This is a genomic window from Jiella pacifica, from assembly GCF_010500815.1.
Classification (GTDB): Bacteria; Pseudomonadota; Alphaproteobacteria; order Rhizobiales; family Rhizobiaceae; genus Jiella; species Jiella pacifica.
The window spans coordinates 46,609-61,582 of record NZ_JAAAMG010000007.1 but is presented as its reverse complement, the minus strand read 5'-3'; the positions used below and the strand labels follow the sequence as shown (position 1 = coordinate 61,582).

The window sequence follows — 14,974 nt, the reverse complement described above, 5'->3', positions numbered from 1 at the left end:
GCCGTGCCGAACGACAGACCCGCCGTCATCCACCTCACCGAGGTCGCGCGGCCGCTTGCCGAGCGGATCGCCGCGGCGATTTCCGGCCAGGCCATCGGGCTGGGGACACGGGCCGGTGCGCCGGGGGCGCCGGAGGAATCGTCCCGAGGTGCGACGCTCGGCGTCGGTGAAGGCCTGCGCCAATTCTTCACCGAGGGCCGCCCGATCGTCGCCATCATGGCGAGCGGCGCGTTGATCCGCATCCTGGCGCCGCTCCTTTCAGACAAATATTCCGAGCCGCCGGTCGTCGCCGTCGCCGAAGATGGCTCGGCCGTCGTGCCGCTCATCGGCGGCCATCACGGCGCCAACGACCTCGCCCGGCAGATCGCCGCGGCGACGGGCGGCCTCGCGGCGGTGACGACGGCGGGGGATGTGAAATTTGGCGTCGCTCTCGATGCGCCGCCGGCGGGCTATGCGCTGGAGAACCCGTCCGACGCCAAGGCCGCCATGGCGGCGCTCGTCGCCGGCGCGGCGGCGCGACTGGATGGTTCGGCACCCTGGCTCGAAGCCTCGGCGATCCCGTTTGTCGCGGACGGCGCATCCGCTGCGGAGACGGTGCGGCTGACGGTCTCGGTGGAGGCCCGGACCCCTGAGCCGAGCGAACTTATCTACCGGCCGAAGACCCTCGTCCTCGGCCTCGGCGCCGAGCGCGGCGCGCCCGCTGACGAGGCGATCGCGCTCGCCGAAAATGTGCTCGCCGAAGCCGGTGTCAGCCCGATTGCGCTCGCCGCCGTCGCCAGCCTCGACGTCAAGGCCGACGAGGCGGCGGTGCATGCGGTCGCGGCACATTTCGGCGTGCCGGCGCGGTTCTTTTCCGCCGCGCTGCTGGAAGAGGAAGCGCCGCGGCTCGAGAACCCCTCCGACGTCGTCTTCGCCGAGGTCGGCTGCCACGGCGTCGCCGAAGGCGCAGCGCTGGCTGGCGTCGGCGCGGCGGGGCGGCTGCGTCTCGCCAAGCGCAAGTCGAGGCGTGTCACGGCCGCTCTGGGCGAGGCGCCCGAACCCGTCGACGCCGAGTCCATCGGCCGGGCGCGGGGCACGCTCTTCGTCGTCGGCATCGGGCCGGGCAGCGAGGCCTGGCGCTCTCCGGAGGTGAACCGCATGGTCGCTGCTTCCACCGATCTCGTCGGCTACTCGCTCTATCTCGATCTCCTTGGCCCGCTGGCCGAGAACAAGACCCGCCACGACTTCGACCTCGGCAAGGAAGAGGCGCGGGTGCGCCACGCCATGGAACTCTCGGGCGAGGGGCGAACCGTCGCCCTCGTCTGCTCCGGCGATGCCGGCATCTACGCCATGGCGACGCTGGTCTTCGAGCTTCTCGACAAGGGCGACGTCACGGATGCCGCCAAGCGCATCGAAATCGTCAATTCGCCCGGCATCTCGGCCCTGCAGGGCGCGGCCGCCCGGGCCGGCGCGCCACTCGGCCACGACTTCTGCACCATTTCGCTGTCGGACTTGCTCACCCCTTGGGAGGACATCCAGCGCCGGGTGAAGGCGGCGGCGGAGGGCGATTTCGTCATCGCCTTCTACAATCCCGTCTCGAAGAAGCGCCGTACCCAGCTCGCCTATGCCCGTGACGTGCTTCTGGAACACCGGCCGGCCGACACGCCGGTGATCCTCGCCACCAATCTCGGCCGCGACGGCGAGAGCGTGCGCATCGTGCCGCTGGAGAAGCTCGTCGTCGACGAGGTCGACATGCTGACGGTGGTGATCGTCGGCTCGTCCAACACCCGCGTCGTCGCGACGGGGGATGGGAAGCGCTGGGCCTATACGCCGCGCGGCTATGCCCGCAAGGACGGGACGGGGATCGTCGGCGGCTATCCCGGCGCGACAGCCTTGAAGTAACCCCTCATCCTGAGGTGCGGAGCCGGTCGCGGACCGGCGGAGCCTCGAAGGAAGAGGGGTGCTTGGTGCGACCTGCGGGGAGTGCGAACTCGGCCAGTGGTGAGGCGGCGACGCGAAGGGCGTCGACGTCGACGAGTACACCGCGTCACGCAAATGCCCTCCGCCCTACGACCGCCCCCGCCACGCATCCTTCACATGCACCGGCCAGCGCCGCGGCAGGACGGCGACGATGTCGAAGCGGATGGACAGCCTTGCATGGTCCTTCTGCTTCGACAGCCAGAGGTCGGCTGCGCCTTCGATCCGTCGCTGGGCGTAGGGGCCGACGGCGTCCATTGCCGCGAGAAGCGTCGGCCGGGCCTTCACCTCGACGATAGCGACGAGATCGCCGCGCCGGGCGACGATGTCGATCTCGCCGAGCTTGGTGCGGTACTGGCGGGCGAGGATCCGGTAGCCCTTCAGCCTCAGCGCCCAGGCGGCGAGCCATTCGCCGCGATGGCCGCGGCCGAGATGGCGGCGTTTGGCCTGGGTTGCCGCTGCTCCCGGTTTCTGCGGAGACCGGCTCATTTTCCCTTCATGTCCAGGGCGCGCTGGTAGAGATCGCGCCGCGGCAGCCCGGTGAGCCTTGCCGCCTCCTGAGCCGCCTTGGCCGGCTTCATCTCGCCGAGCAGCCCGGCGAGGATCTGGTCGGCATCGGCCTCGTCCGCCACTGCATCCGCCGGCGGCGGGGCGATGCAGACGACGATCTCGCCGCGTACTTCGGCCATCTCTGCGAACCGTGCCGCCAGCGCCGGCAGGGCGCCGCGATAGATCGTCTCGTGCATCTTCGTCAGTTCGCGGCAGACGGCGGCGTCCCGCTCGGGAAACGCCTCGGCCATCGCCGCGAGGCTGGCGGCTATCCGGTGCGGCGCCTCGAAGAGGATCAGCGTGCCGGGAATTCGCACGAGCTCGGCCAGCCGCTCGGCCCGGGCCTTTTCCTTCTGGGGCAGGAAGCCGGCGAAGAAGAAGGCGTCGGACGGCAGGCCGGAGGCGACGAGCGCCGTCGTCACCGCCGAGGCGCCGGGGATCGGCACCACCTTGATCCCGGCCTCATGGGCTTGTCCCACCAGCCGGTAGCCGGGATCGGAGACCAGCGGCGTGCCGGCGTCGGAACAGAGCGCCACGGATCCGCCGGCCAGCACCGCCTCGATCAGCGCCGGGCCGGCCTCTTCCGCATTGTGCTCGTGATAGGGCGTCATCCGCCGCTCGATGGCAAAGCGCTGCAAAAGCTTGCCGGTCACCCGCGTGTCCTCGCAAGCGAGGCGGTCTGCCCCGGCGATGATTTCCAGCGCCCGGATGGTGATGTCGGACAGATTGCCGATCGGCGTCGCGACGAGATAGAGCGCCGGCTCCGGCCGGGATGCCGTGCGGGTCTGGCCGAGGAGCGTGAAGGTCGAGGCAGCAGCGGGATGGTCCATGCGCTTGGCTTACACGACGGCCGGGGGATCGTGAACACCGGGCGGCACGGCAGCGGTCGGCGCTTCAACCCAGTCTGCGGGCGGGCGCCTCACCGGATGCCGGAGATGCCAGGGCGCCGCCGATCGCGAGCCGAGGCTTGCGGGGGATCTTCGTACTTAATAATAATAAACGTATTCCGGCCGGCACCCGGCACCGGAGGTTGGTGGGACGCGCTCATCGGCAGACGACGTCGACATGCGGCGCTGCCGGAAGCGGGGGCGGGCGATGCCGCAAAAGTCGGCGCGTTTGGGGAGAGGAGACGGCATGCGGAAGACGGAGATCGGCCGAACCGGTGTCAGGGTCTCGAAGGTCGCGTTCGGATGTGCCAGCATCGGCAATCTCTATCGGGAGACCCCGGACGAGGCCGCGGCGGCCGTGCTGCAGGCGGCGTGGGACGCCGGCATCACCTATTTCGACACGGCGCCGCATTACGGGCGCGGCCTCTCGGAGATGCGGCTCGGGCGGTTCCTCATAGGGCGGACGGGCTATACGCTTTCGACGAAGGTCGGGCGGGTTCTCTCGCCCGCCGCCGCGCCGATCCTTCAGGCAGATGGCTTCATCAACCCGGCGCAGAACGACGTCCGCTACGACTATTCCGGCGACGGAATCGAGGAAAGCCTCGAGCAGAGTTTCGAGCGCCTCGGCGTCACCCACGCCGATATCGTCTATGTCCACGATCTCGGCGAATACACCCATGGCGCGGAGAATGCTCGCCACCAGGAGGCGTTCTTCGCCTCGGGCTACGAGCGGCTGGTGCGGCTGAAGGAGCGCGGGCGGATCGGCGCCTTCGGTCTGGGCGTCAACGAATGCCAAGTGTGCCTCGACGTGATGGACCACGGCCCGATCGACGTCATCCTCCTCGCCGGGCGGCTGACGCTGCTCGACCGTTCGGGGGAGCGCGAGCTGGTGCCGCGTTGCCTCGCCGCGAGGACGAGCCTCGTCCTCGGCGGCGTCTTCAACTCCGGCATCCTGGCGACCGGCCCCGTCGCGGGCGCCACCTACGACTATGGGCCGGCGCCGCTAGAGGTGATGGAGAAGGTCGCGGCGCTGCAGGCGGATGCCGGGCGCCATGGCCTGCCGCTGGCGACGGCGGCGCTGCATTTCGCGTCTCGCCACGAGGCGGCGGCGGCCATCCTGCTCGGAACGGCGGAGCCGTCGATTCTCGCCCGCAATCTCGATGCCCTCGCCACGCAGCTTTCGCCCGAGGCGGAGCGGTGGCTAGACGAGGTCGTGGTAGCGTAGGGACGACAGCAGCGTCGTCTTCGAGGTCTTCAGATGCCGCCGGGTGGCCGCCAGGGCGGCGGCCTCGTCGCGGGCCTCCAGCGCGTCGATGATCGCCAGATGCTCGTCGATGGCGGCGCCGTTGCGCTTCTTCTCGTCGGTCTTGTCCCACAGATAATGATAGTGGAAGATCAACGAGATGACCTTCTGGAATTCGGCGACGAAGCGGTTCTTGACGACCGAATTGATCGCCATGTGGAAGGCTTCGTCGAGCTTGGAAAATTCGTGGAAATCGGTGTCGATCCGCTCCAAGAGCGCCAGATGGGCGGCTCGCGATTCCTCCAGCCTCGTCCAGAACGGATGGTCCACCGGTGCTTCGACCGCATGGCTGATGGCGTTGAGTTCGAGGACGGTGCGAAAATCGGAAAGTTCGACCGCAAAGCTCTTGGTGAAGCCGAGCAGCATCCAGCCGCCCTGCTTGCGGCGGGTGACGAGACCGAAGCGGCTCAGCCCGGCGAGAAACTCCTTCAACTCATGCTGGGGCACGCCGAAATTGCGCGACAGTTCGGCCACCGAGAGGGTCATGTTCGCCGGAACGTCGAATTTCAGGATCCATTCGAGAAAGCGCTGTTCCAGATTCTCCGAGGTTCCGGCCTGATCGGGCAGGACGATCCTATCCCGATCGGTCGGCGCCCGGAGCAGGCGCTTCTCGCGCCCGTCCCAGGTGATCAGCCCCTTGTCCTCCATCCGCGACAGACAGCGGCGCACCACCGTGCGGCTGACATTGGCGATTTCGCCGAGCCTGCTTTCGGCGGGAATGGCCGCGTTCGGGTCAAGCGTGGCGCAATAGTCCAGGAGGCGATTGTAGGCTTCCCGGAAACGGGTGTCGCTGCGCGCCATCGTTGTTGGGTTCCTGTCCGCGAATGGGCGGATGCCGTGTTGGTTCAGTCCGGTATTTCGTATTGAATTATTAAAAACCATTGACAGAGGCAAGCTGCGGTGTACGGTCTTTAATAATTCAAATCCGATTGTGGGGAGGCACATGTCGGACGCGACCAAGTCCTACAAGTCTTTCGACGCCGCCAGCCTCCTGCCGGGAGGGGCGTCCATTCATCGCCTGTCGGCGCTGATGACGCTGCTCTTGCTCGTCGTCGGCTTCGCCCTGTCGAGCCAGGCCTTCTTCTCGGTCAACAACGGCCTGACCATCCTTTTGCAGACATCGGTCATCGGGCTGCTCGGGATCGGCATGACGATGGTCATCATCACCGGCGGGATCGATCTCTCCGTCGGCTCGGTGCTGGCCCTGTCCGGGGTCGTCTCGGCCCTGGCGGTGAAGGCAGGGTTGCCCGTCGTCCCGGCCATGGGATGCGGCATCCTGGCCGGCGCCGCCTGCGGGGCGTTCAACGGCCTCGTCATCACCAGGCTGCGGATTCCGCCCTTCGTCGCGACGCTGGGCATGATGCTGATCGCCCGCGGCCTCGCTTTGCAGATCACCGGCGCGGTGCCGATCTCCGGCCTCGGCAACGCCTTCGGCATCCTCGGCAACGGTGCGCTGTTCCGGATGGTCGAGATGCGGCCGAACGGGTTTCCCAAGGTGATCTTCCCCGGCATCCCCTATCCGGCGATCCTGCTTCTGATCGTGGCGATCGCCGGCGCCTATCTCCTGCATCGCCGCCAGATCGGCCGGCACATTTTCGCGACCGGCTCCAACGAGGAAGCCTCGCGCCTTTCCGGCGTGCGCGTCGACCGCACCAAGCTCTATGCCTATACGATCTCCGGCGCGCTGGCCGGCCTTGCCGGCAACGTCCTGATGTCCCGCCTCGTCACGGCGCAGCCGAGCGAGGGCGTGATGTACGAGCTCGACGCCATCGCCGCGGCGGTGATCGGCGGGGCGTCGCTGTCGGGCGGGGTTGGCACGATCTCGGGCACGATGATCGGCGCCTTCATCATCGGGATCTTGCGCAACGGCCTCAACATGTCGGGCGTCTCCGCCTTCATTCAGCAGATCGTCATCGGTCTGGTCGTCATCGGCGCGGTCTGGATCGACCAGATCCGCAATCGCCCGTGAAGCCCGGCCGGTAGCGCCGGGGTAAAGCAACAGAGGAGGAATGAAATGACAATGTTGAAAAGGACCCTGATGGCGTCCGCCATCGCTTTCGCCGCGGCGGGAGCCGCCCAGGCCGGCGAGATCGCGGTGATCGTCAAGACGACCAACTCGAACTTCTGGCAGAACGTCAACAAGGGCGCCCAGGCCGCCATCGAGGGCCAGTCCGAGCACACGATGAGCTTCGACGGGCCGGCCGCCGAGAGCGCCATCGCCGACGAGGTCAATCTCGTCGAGAACGCCATCAATCGCGGCGTCGCGGGCATCGTCCTGGCACCGTCCGATCCCGATGCGCTGGTGCCGGTGGTCAAGCGGGCGAACGAGAACGGCATTCCGGTCGTCATCATCGACAGCATGCTCGCCGACGGTGCCAAGGGCACCTACCAGGCGTTCCTCTCGACGGACAACTGCGCCGCCGGCGAGGAGGTCGCCAAGCGCATGATCAAGGACGCCGGCGAGACCGGCAAGGTCGCGATCATGTCCTATGTCGCGGGCGTCGGTTCGGAGATCGGCCGGGTGGGTTGCTTCACCGACTATCTGAAGAAGAACTCGAAGCTCGAGATCGTCGGCCCGCTTTACTCCCAGAGCCAGATGGCGACGGCGCTGAACCAGACGACCGATGTCCTCTCGGCCAATCCCGATCTCGTCGGCATCTTCGGCGCCAACGAGCCGACCGCCGTCGGCATGGGCCGTGCCATCGTCCAGGCCGGCAAGGCCGGGCAGCTGACGGCGCTCGGCTTCGACGGCAATGCCGACCTGCAGCAGTTCGTCCGCGACGGCGTTCTCGAGGCGACGGCGGTGCAGGGCTCCTTCGCCATGGGCGAGAAGGGCGTTAAGACCGTCATCGACCTTCTCGCCGGCAAGACCGTCGAGGACTTCATCAACACCGGTGTGGTGCTGGTCGACAAGGAGAACATCGACTCCGACGAGGCCAAGAACGTCCTCTACTAATTGGCCGCCAAGGGCGGGTCGCTACTGATCGGCAGCCGGGGCGGATTTGCCTGTCCCAGCGCCACCAAAAGACTGAACGCAGGCGAAACCCATGTCTCAGACGCCGTTGGTCGAGATGATCGACATCGAGAAGCATTTCGGCGGCATTCGCGCCGTCGACCACGTGTCGGTCGATCTTCGCGAGGGCGAGGTCGTTGGGCTGCTCGGCCATAACGGCGCCGGCAAGTCCTGCCTCATGCGGATCCTGTCGGGCGCCATGGCGCCGAGCGGCGGGGAGATCCGCATCAGGGGCGAGGCGGTGCATTTTTCCGAGCCGAACGATGCCCGCGACATGGGGGTCGAGACGATCTATCAGACCCTGGCGCTGGCCGACCATCTCGACGCTCCCGCCAACCTCTTTCTCGGGCGGGAACTGAAGACGCGCTTCGGCAATCTCGACGACAAGGCGATGCTGAAGGCCGCGCGGGAAGTGCTCGCCCGGCTCAATCCCAACTTCAAGAACCTGCACGACCCGGTGTCGAGCCTGTCCGGCGGCCAGCGGCAGGTGATCGCGATCGCGCGGGCGATCTACTTCGACACCAAGGTGCTGATCATGGACGAGCCGACCGCCGCGCTCGGGCCCTCCGAGACGGCGATGGTGGCGGGTCTCATCAAGGAATTGCGCTCGGCGGGGATCGGGATCTTCCTCGTCAGCCACGACATCCACGACGTCTTCGATCTCTGCGACCGCGTCGTCGTCATGAACAAGGGCCGGCTCGTCGGCTCCCATCACATCGACGAGGTGTCGAAGGACGACGTCCTCAGCCTTATCGTCAAAGGCGAATTGCCGATGGACTGGTCGGCTCGCAATCTGAAGGCGGCGCAATGACGGGATCCGAAACGCCGATGATGGACTGCGGCCTCTGTGTCGAGCCGGGCTCCTTCGTGCTGCAGTCCCGCCCGCTGCCTGACACGGCGCCGGAGGGCTGGGTGCTGGTCGACATTGCCGCGATCGGCATCTGCGGCACCGACTACCACATCTTCGAGGGCAAGCATCCGTTTCTCGCCTATCCCCGGGTGATCGGCCACGAACTCTCCGGCCACATCGCGGCGGGGCCGGATGCGGGCCGGCTGGTGGTCATCAATCCCTATCTCTCCTGCGGTAAGTGTCGGGCCTGCCGGCGCGGCAAGCCCAACTGCTGCGCGGCGATCGAGGTCCTCGGCGTTCACCGCGACGGCGGCATGTGCAAGCGGATCGCCGTACCCCGGGACAACCTCTATTTCGCGGACGGGCTGGCGCCGTCCCAGGCGGCGATGGTGGAATTCCTCGCCATCGGCGCCCATGCGGTCGCGCGATCGGGGACGGGAGAAGGCGACGTCGTCCTCGTCACCGGCGCCGGGCCGATCGGCATCGGCACCGCCTTGTTCGCGCGGCTCGCCGGCGCAAAGGTTCATCTCCTCGACCAGAGTCGAAAGCGGCTCGATCTCGTCCGCGATCTCTTCGGCTTTGCCGACGTCCATCTCGTCGGCGACGGCGATCTCCTGACCGGCTCTAGGGCGGAAGGCTTCGACGTCGTTTTCGACGCGACCGGCAACGCCAAGGCGATCGAAGCGGGCTTCCCCCTGGTCGCCCATGGTGGGTCCACCGTCCTCGTCAGCGTCGTCAAGGACGACATCCGCTTCACCGACAGCGAGTTCCACAAGCGCGAGATGCGGATCATCGGCTCGCGCAACGCCTTGAAGGCGGATTTCGAGGCGGTGATGGCCGCGATCCGGGCCGGCGACATCCCGACGGACGCCATCGCGTCGGAGACCGTCGCCCTCGCCGATCTTCCCCTTCGTTTTCCGCAGCTTGTCGAAGACAGGGAAGCCGTGGTCAAAGTGCTCGTCACCCCATGAACGGCGAGACGAGCATGACCGTAACGACCCTGAAGCTCAACGAGCGCGACGACGTCGCCGTCGCCATCAAAGACGTCCCCGAAGGCTTCCAATTCGCCGAGGGTATGGCGACGATCGAGCGGATCCCGGCCGGGCACAAGCTCGCCCTTCGCCGGATCGGCGTCGGCGAACCGGTGGTCAAATACGGCCAGATCATCGGCGCGGCGACAACGGAGATCGCGCCCGGCGCCCATGTGCACGTCCACAATCTCGGCATGGGCACGCACAAGCAAGACTATGCGTTCGGCATGGGCGTAGAGCCGCTGCCGCCTGCGCCGGGCGAGGCGACGTTCCAGGGCTTCCACCGTGCGTCCGGCCGGGTGGGGACGCGCAACTATATCGGCATTCTCACCACGGTGAACTGCTCCGGCTCGGTCGCCCGCTTCGTCGCCGAAGAGGCAGCAAGGCGCTGCCTTCTCGACAATTTCCCCAATGTCGACGGGGTCGTGCCGATCGTCCATGGGTCCGGCTGCGGCATGTCGGGCAAGGGGGAGGGCTACGAGACTCTGTTCCGCACCCTCGCGGGCTACGGCCACAACCCGAATTTCGGCGCCATCCTGATGCTCGGGCTCGGCTGCGAGGTGATGCAGGTCGCCGATCTCGTCGGCCGGGACGTGCTGAAGGACAGCGCGCGGTTCCGCTACATGACCATTCAGGGAAGCGGCGGGACGAAGGCGACGATCGACAGCGCGCTCGGCGCGCTTCAGGAGCTTGCCGTCGAGGCCAACAAGGCGGTGCGCGCCGAGGCGCCGGCGTCGAAACTCGTCATGGGCATGCAATGCGGCGGCTCCGACGGCTATTCCGGCATCACCGCCAATCCGGCGCTCGGCGTCGCCTCGGATCTTCTGGTGCGCCATGGCGGCATTTCCATCCTCTCCGAAACATCGGAAATCTACGGCGCCGAGCACCTGCTCACCCGGCGCGCTGTCGACGAGCCGACCGGGCGCAAGCTGATCGACCTGATCGAGTGGTGGGAGGACTATACCGCCCGCAATCACGGCGAGATGGACAACAATCCGTCCCCCGGCAACAAGCGCGGCGGGCTGACCACCATCCTGGAAAAGAGCCTTGGGGCCGTCGCCAAAGCAGGCCACGCGCCGCTCTCCGGCGTCTACAAATATGGCGAGCCAATCGACAGCCCCGGCTTCGCCTTCATGGACAGCCCCGGCTACGACCCGTGCTCTGTCACCGGCCAGATCGCCTCGGGGGCGAACCTGATCACCTTTACGACCGGGCGCGGCAGCGTCTCCGGCTACATGCCGGTCCCCTGCATCAAGATCGCCTCCAATCCCGATCTCTGGCAGCGGATGGAGCCCGACATGGACGTCGACTGCGGCGCCATCCTCGGCGGCGCGACGCTGGAGGAAAAGGGCCAGGAGATCTTCGCGATGGTGCTGCGCGTCGCCTCGGGCGAACAGACCAAGAGCGAGGCCCAGGGCTTCGGCACGGTCGAATTCGTGCCCTGGCAGATCGGTGCGACGATGTGAGGCGTTCCGCGCCGCGCAGCCGGCGCGGCGCTGCGGCAACCGACGCGATCGGTTGGCGGTGCCGGCCGAGCCTCGACCGCAACGAGCCGGCGATGGCGTTTCGTCATGAGCCTCTGCGGCAGACGGTTCGAGACACCTCGTCCCTCCATGCCGAGCGCCTGAACGAAACGCATCGGACCGAAAATTCGCCGCTCTGAACGTAGACGACTGCGGATAGAGATTTTCCGCAACCGCATTCCGCGCTGTTCCTTGCCTGTCCGAGTTCTATGTCCGGTGTTGCGGCTCAACCGGATAGAAAAGGCAGCGCGATCACGTGAGAACTTGGCCGGCGATACTTCTTCATCTGGCAATCCTTCTGTCGCTCGGGTGCCCAGCCCTTGCTCAGGATTCCGCCTCGGGCCGCTATTTCAAGGTCGATGCCATTCATTCCGGGCTCGAACCGGCCAGCGGCTACGTCGATCTTGAGACGCCACAGTCGATGATGGAAACCTTCATCTTCGCCGCCCGGGGCGAGGACTGGAACACCGCCGCCTACACACTCGATCTCTCCAACGTTGATCCGGACATCCAGCCGAAGATGGGGCCGGTTCTCGCCAAACGGCTCTACGAGGTGATGGAACGGGCGATGTGGCTCGACTGGGGCAGCCTGCCGGACCGACCGGACGCGATGCTGGCCAACGCCTCCAGCAAGAATCCCATGGCCGGCGAGCCCCGCCGGGCCATCCGCCTGACGATCCTCGAACTCGACAGCCGTCCCGTCTCGATCCGCATCGCCCGGGTCAAGCCGGAGGGCGAGGATCCCGTCTGGGTGTTTCCCAGCCAGACGGTCGACAACATCCTGGCCATGCATGCGACTTACGGGCCGACCGGGTTCGAGCGCGCCCTGCCGGAGTTCCTGCAACAGCGGGCCTTCTGGACCCTCGCCGTGTGGGAGGTGATCGCCCTGCCGCTGATCCTGATCGGCGCGATCCTGGCGGCGGCGCTCGCCTATCGCGGCCTCGGCATGGTGCAGGCGAACCAGCCGACGCGGATCGGCACGCGGATCATCGACATGATCAAGGTGCCATTCGCCCTGATGGTCTGCGTCGGCACGTTCTCGCTGGTGAAGACCATGCTCTTCACCTTCTCCGGGGCCGTCAACATGTTCCTCGGGCCGCTGCAGTCGGCGCTTTTCGTCATCGCTCTGGCGCTGGTCGCGGTGAGGGTCGTCGATGCCATCCTCGACCGGGTGGTGCGGCAGAACATGGACCAACTGACCGAATCGGGCGCGGCGACGGAGCGCGATCTCTACACCAACATTTCGGCGGCCCGGCGGGTGACGATCGTCATCGCCTTCCTCCTCGGAACGGCGCTGGTCCTCATCCAGATCAACGCCTTCCAGACCCTCGGCTTCTCGCTGCTTGCCTCGGCCGGCGTCATCGGTCTGATCCTTGCCTTCGCCGCCCGCTCGATCCTCGCCAACATCATGGCCAGCCTGCAGATCGCGCTGGCCAAGACGGCCCGCATCGGCGACGCGGTGCTGTTCGACGACCAGTGGTGCTACGTCGAGAAGATCAACTTCACCTATGTGCAGCTGAGATCCTGGGACAATCGCCGGCTGATCGTGCCGGTCAGCGAATTCGTCTCGACGCCATTCGAGAACTGGACCAAGCAGGACGCCAAGCTGACCAAGACGGTCGAGCTGAAGCTCGATCACCGGGCAGACGTCGACAAGCTCAGGGCCGCTTTCGAGGCATTCGTCGATCAGGCCGAGGACGTCACGGACAAGGACCAGGCCAAGGTCCAGGTGATCGGCCAGGACGGTGCGGGAATGGTCGTCCGTTTCATGGCCGCGGCGGAGGATCCTTCGACGGGCTGGACGATGCAGTGCCGGCTGCGCGAAGAGATGCTGAAGGAGGTCGTCCGGCTCGAGGCGGAATACTCGCAGACGCCGGCCGAGAGGCCATCCTATCTGCCGCGCGAGCGCGAGATGATCGTCGGCGAGTTCGACGCCCGCAAGCAGGCGGCCGAATAGCGAGACGTCACGTCGCGATGTAGCGGTCCGGCCGGTGGTTGATGGCGAGGAAGCCGTTGAGCACCAGCGCGCCGACCAGCGAGAAGATCACCGCCGAAAGATCGACGACGAAGAGCGCGATGACGAGGATCGCCATGTCGAAGGCGAGCTGCACGAGACCGGCCCGGAAACCGAAGCGGTCTTGCAGATAGATCGCCAGGATCCCCGCCCCGCCGAGGCTTGCTCGGTGACGAAACAGCGCGAGCAAGGCAAAGCCGATGAGCAGCCCGCCGATGACGGCGCCGGCAAGCGGGTCGATATAGGCGATCGAAAAGACCAGCGGCAGCCAGTAGGAGACCAGGGACAGAAGCGCGATCGCGATGAAGGTCTTGATCGTGAAGGCGCGGCCCATCCGGCCGATGGCCAGCGCATAGAACGGGATGTTGATCAGGAAGAAGGCGAGGCCGACATTGATGCCGAAGACGTAGGAGACGATCAGCGCCAGCCCGGCGACGCCGCCCGTCAGGAACTCCAGATGGGCGAGAATCGACAGGCCGAGCGCGGCGAGGAGGACGCCCGTCAAAATCGCCTGGGCATCCTCGGCCGGCGTGTGATGGGTCGCCGTCGCGCTCCAATCGCCGAAGCGGGAGCGCCGCCGCGCGGTCGTCTCGGCGCTTTCGTTGGCTTCGGCGGATCGGCTCATGGGCGTATCCCAAGCGATGTTGCACTGCAAGATCGAGACGCTAGCGCGCCGGAGCCGCGAGGGGAAGTGCGCGAGCCTATGGGCAGGCTTGCAAATCGGCCTATCGGATGGCGCAAGCCGCACTAGCTTTGCCGCATGATCAGACCCGAAGACCTGCTGCGCCCGATGCCCGAGGGCCTCTACTGCCCGCCCGGCGATTTCTACATCGATCCCGTTCGCCCGGTCGAGCGGGCCCTCGTCACCCATGGCCATGCCGACCACGCGCGGCCCGGCAACGCCAGGGTGATGGCGACGGGTCAGACGCTCGACATCATGGCGCTGCGCTACGGGGAGGAGTTTTGCGCCGAACGGCAGGTGGCCGAACTCGGCGAGAAAATCCGGATCGGCGACGTCACGGTGTCGTTCCACCCGGCGGGCCACGTCCTCGGCTCGGCCCAGATCGCCGTGGATTGGAAGGGCACGCGCATCGTCGCCTCAGGCGACTACAAGCGCCGCGCCGACCCGACATGCCTCTCCTTCGAACCGGTCCCCTGCGATGTCTTCATCACCGAGGCGACCTTCGCGCTGCCGGTGTTCCGCCATCCCGATACGGTCGCAGAGATCGGCAAGCTGCTCGATTCGCTGAGGCACTTTCCCGAGCGGGCGCATCTCGTCGGCGCCTATGCGCTGGGCAAGGCGCAGCGGGTCATCAAGCACCTGCGGGATGCGGGCTACGACGAGCCGATCTACATCCACGGCGCCCTGAAGAAGCTCTGCGACTACTATCAGAGCCAAGGGATCGATCTCGGCGTCCTCAAACCGGCGACCGTCGAGGGTGGGAAGAAGGGCGATTTTTCCGGCGCGGTGATCGTCGGGCCGCCCTCGGCCTTTGCCGACAAATGGGCGCGGCGCTTCCCCGATCCGGTGGCGAGCTTTGCTTCCGGCTGGATGCGGGTGCGTCAGAGGGCCCGCCAGCGCGGCGTCGAGCTGCCGCTTATCATCTCCGACCATTGCGACTGGGACGAACTGACCGAGACGCTGGACGAACTGGCGCCGCGGGAGGTCTGGGTGACGCATGGCCGGGAGGAGGCGCTGCTGCGCTGGTGCGAGCTGCGCCAGATGCGGGCAAAACCGCTGCATCTCGTCGGCTACGAGGACGAGGCGGAGTAGGGCGGCCTCAGTGGCGGCGGGTTCACGGGAGTGAACGCGAGCCGCTCCACTTCCTTGATCGAGCCCTTGGCGGG

Annotated in this window: 13 protein-coding genes; 9 read left to right on the top strand and 4 right to left on the bottom strand. The window is 66.8% G+C overall.

Annotation, left to right across the window (positions count from 1 at the left end; all coding sequences use genetic code 11):
* The first annotated feature begins 3 nt into the window (after positions 1 to 3).
* On the top strand, positions 4 to 1,881 hold the full coding sequence (gene cobJ, locus GTK09_RS10435) for a precorrin-3B C(17)-methyltransferase (protein WP_163463101.1): 1,878 nt from the start codon (positions 4 to 6) through the stop codon (positions 1,879 to 1,881).
* 165 nt (positions 1,882 to 2,046) lie between these two features.
* Here the strand turns inward: cobJ and GTK09_RS10430 are convergent, their stop codons facing one another.
* Both GTK09_RS10430 and rsmI read right to left on the bottom strand, forming a co-directional pair.
* Entirely contained in the window at positions 2,047 to 2,445 is a 399-nt protein-coding gene (locus tag GTK09_RS10430) for a YraN family protein (RefSeq protein WP_163463100.1), read from the bottom strand.
* A complete protein-coding gene (rsmI, locus tag GTK09_RS10425; protein WP_163463099.1) occupies positions 2,442 to 3,335 on the bottom strand; it encodes a 16S rRNA (cytidine(1402)-2'-O)-methyltransferase in 894 nt (297 codons plus the stop codon). Before rsmI ends, GTK09_RS10430 begins: the two co-directional genes overlap by 4 nt.
* Before the next feature lie 304 nt (positions 3,336 to 3,639).
* Between rsmI and GTK09_RS10420 the strand changes: the two genes are divergently transcribed.
* A complete protein-coding gene (locus GTK09_RS10420) occupies positions 3,640 to 4,617 on the top strand; it encodes an aldo/keto reductase (protein ID WP_163463098.1) in 978 nt (325 codons plus the stop codon).
* On the opposite strand, the gene GTK09_RS10415 is transcribed toward GTK09_RS10420, so the two are convergent.
* A complete protein-coding gene (locus GTK09_RS10415; RefSeq protein ID WP_163463097.1) occupies positions 4,594 to 5,496 on the bottom strand; it encodes a GntR family transcriptional regulator in 903 nt (300 codons plus the stop codon). The genes GTK09_RS10420 and GTK09_RS10415 overlap by 24 nt on opposite strands.
* Positions 5,497 to 5,638: 142 nt before the next feature.
* On the opposite strand from GTK09_RS10415, the gene GTK09_RS10410 reads away from it, so the two are divergent.
* The 6 genes from GTK09_RS10410 to GTK09_RS10385 all read left to right on the top strand — a co-directional run bounded on the left by GTK09_RS10410 (position 5,639) and on the right by GTK09_RS10385 (position 13,069).
* Complete coding sequence (locus GTK09_RS10410; protein ID WP_163463096.1) at positions 5,639 to 6,664, top strand: ABC transporter permease; 1,026 nt, start codon at positions 5,639 to 5,641, stop codon at positions 6,662 to 6,664.
* 45 nt (positions 6,665 to 6,709) lie between these two features.
* Entirely contained in the window at positions 6,710 to 7,651 is a 942-nt protein-coding gene (locus GTK09_RS10405; protein ID WP_163463095.1) for an ABC transporter substrate-binding protein, read from the top strand.
* A gap of 91 nt (positions 7,652 to 7,742) precedes the next feature.
* Positions 7,743 to 8,519: an ATP-binding cassette domain-containing protein gene (locus GTK09_RS10400; protein ID WP_203560972.1), complete on the top strand. Its 777-nt coding sequence runs from the start codon at positions 7,743 to 7,745 to the stop codon at positions 8,517 to 8,519.
* On the top strand, positions 8,516 to 9,529 hold the full coding sequence (locus GTK09_RS10395) for a zinc-binding alcohol dehydrogenase family protein (protein WP_376767979.1): 1,014 nt from the start codon (positions 8,516 to 8,518) through the stop codon (positions 9,527 to 9,529). Before GTK09_RS10400 ends, GTK09_RS10395 begins: the two co-directional genes overlap by 4 nt.
* 14 nt (positions 9,530 to 9,543) lie before the next feature.
* The gene (locus GTK09_RS10390) at positions 9,544 to 11,055 is read left to right on the top strand and encodes a D-arabinonate dehydratase (RefSeq protein ID WP_163463094.1); all 1,512 of its coding nucleotides are present in this window, start codon (positions 9,544 to 9,546) and stop codon (positions 11,053 to 11,055) included.
* Between the two features lie 313 nt (positions 11,056 to 11,368).
* Entirely contained in the window at positions 11,369 to 13,069 is a 1,701-nt protein-coding gene (locus GTK09_RS10385; RefSeq protein ID WP_312869783.1) for a mechanosensitive ion channel family protein, read from the top strand.
* Positions 13,070 to 13,076: 7 nt separating this feature from the next.
* Here the strand turns inward: GTK09_RS10385 and GTK09_RS10380 are convergent, their stop codons facing one another.
* Positions 13,077 to 13,751: a YitT family protein gene (locus tag GTK09_RS10380; RefSeq protein WP_163463093.1), complete on the bottom strand. Its 675-nt coding sequence runs from the start codon at positions 13,749 to 13,751 to the stop codon at positions 13,077 to 13,079.
* A 135-nt stretch (positions 13,752 to 13,886) separates the two neighbouring features.
* On the opposite strand from GTK09_RS10380, the gene GTK09_RS10375 reads away from it, so the two are divergent.
* Complete coding sequence (locus tag GTK09_RS10375; RefSeq protein ID WP_163463092.1) at positions 13,887 to 14,900, top strand: ligase-associated DNA damage response exonuclease; 1,014 nt, start codon at positions 13,887 to 13,889, stop codon at positions 14,898 to 14,900.
* Positions 14,901 to 14,974 lie beyond the last annotated feature (74 nt).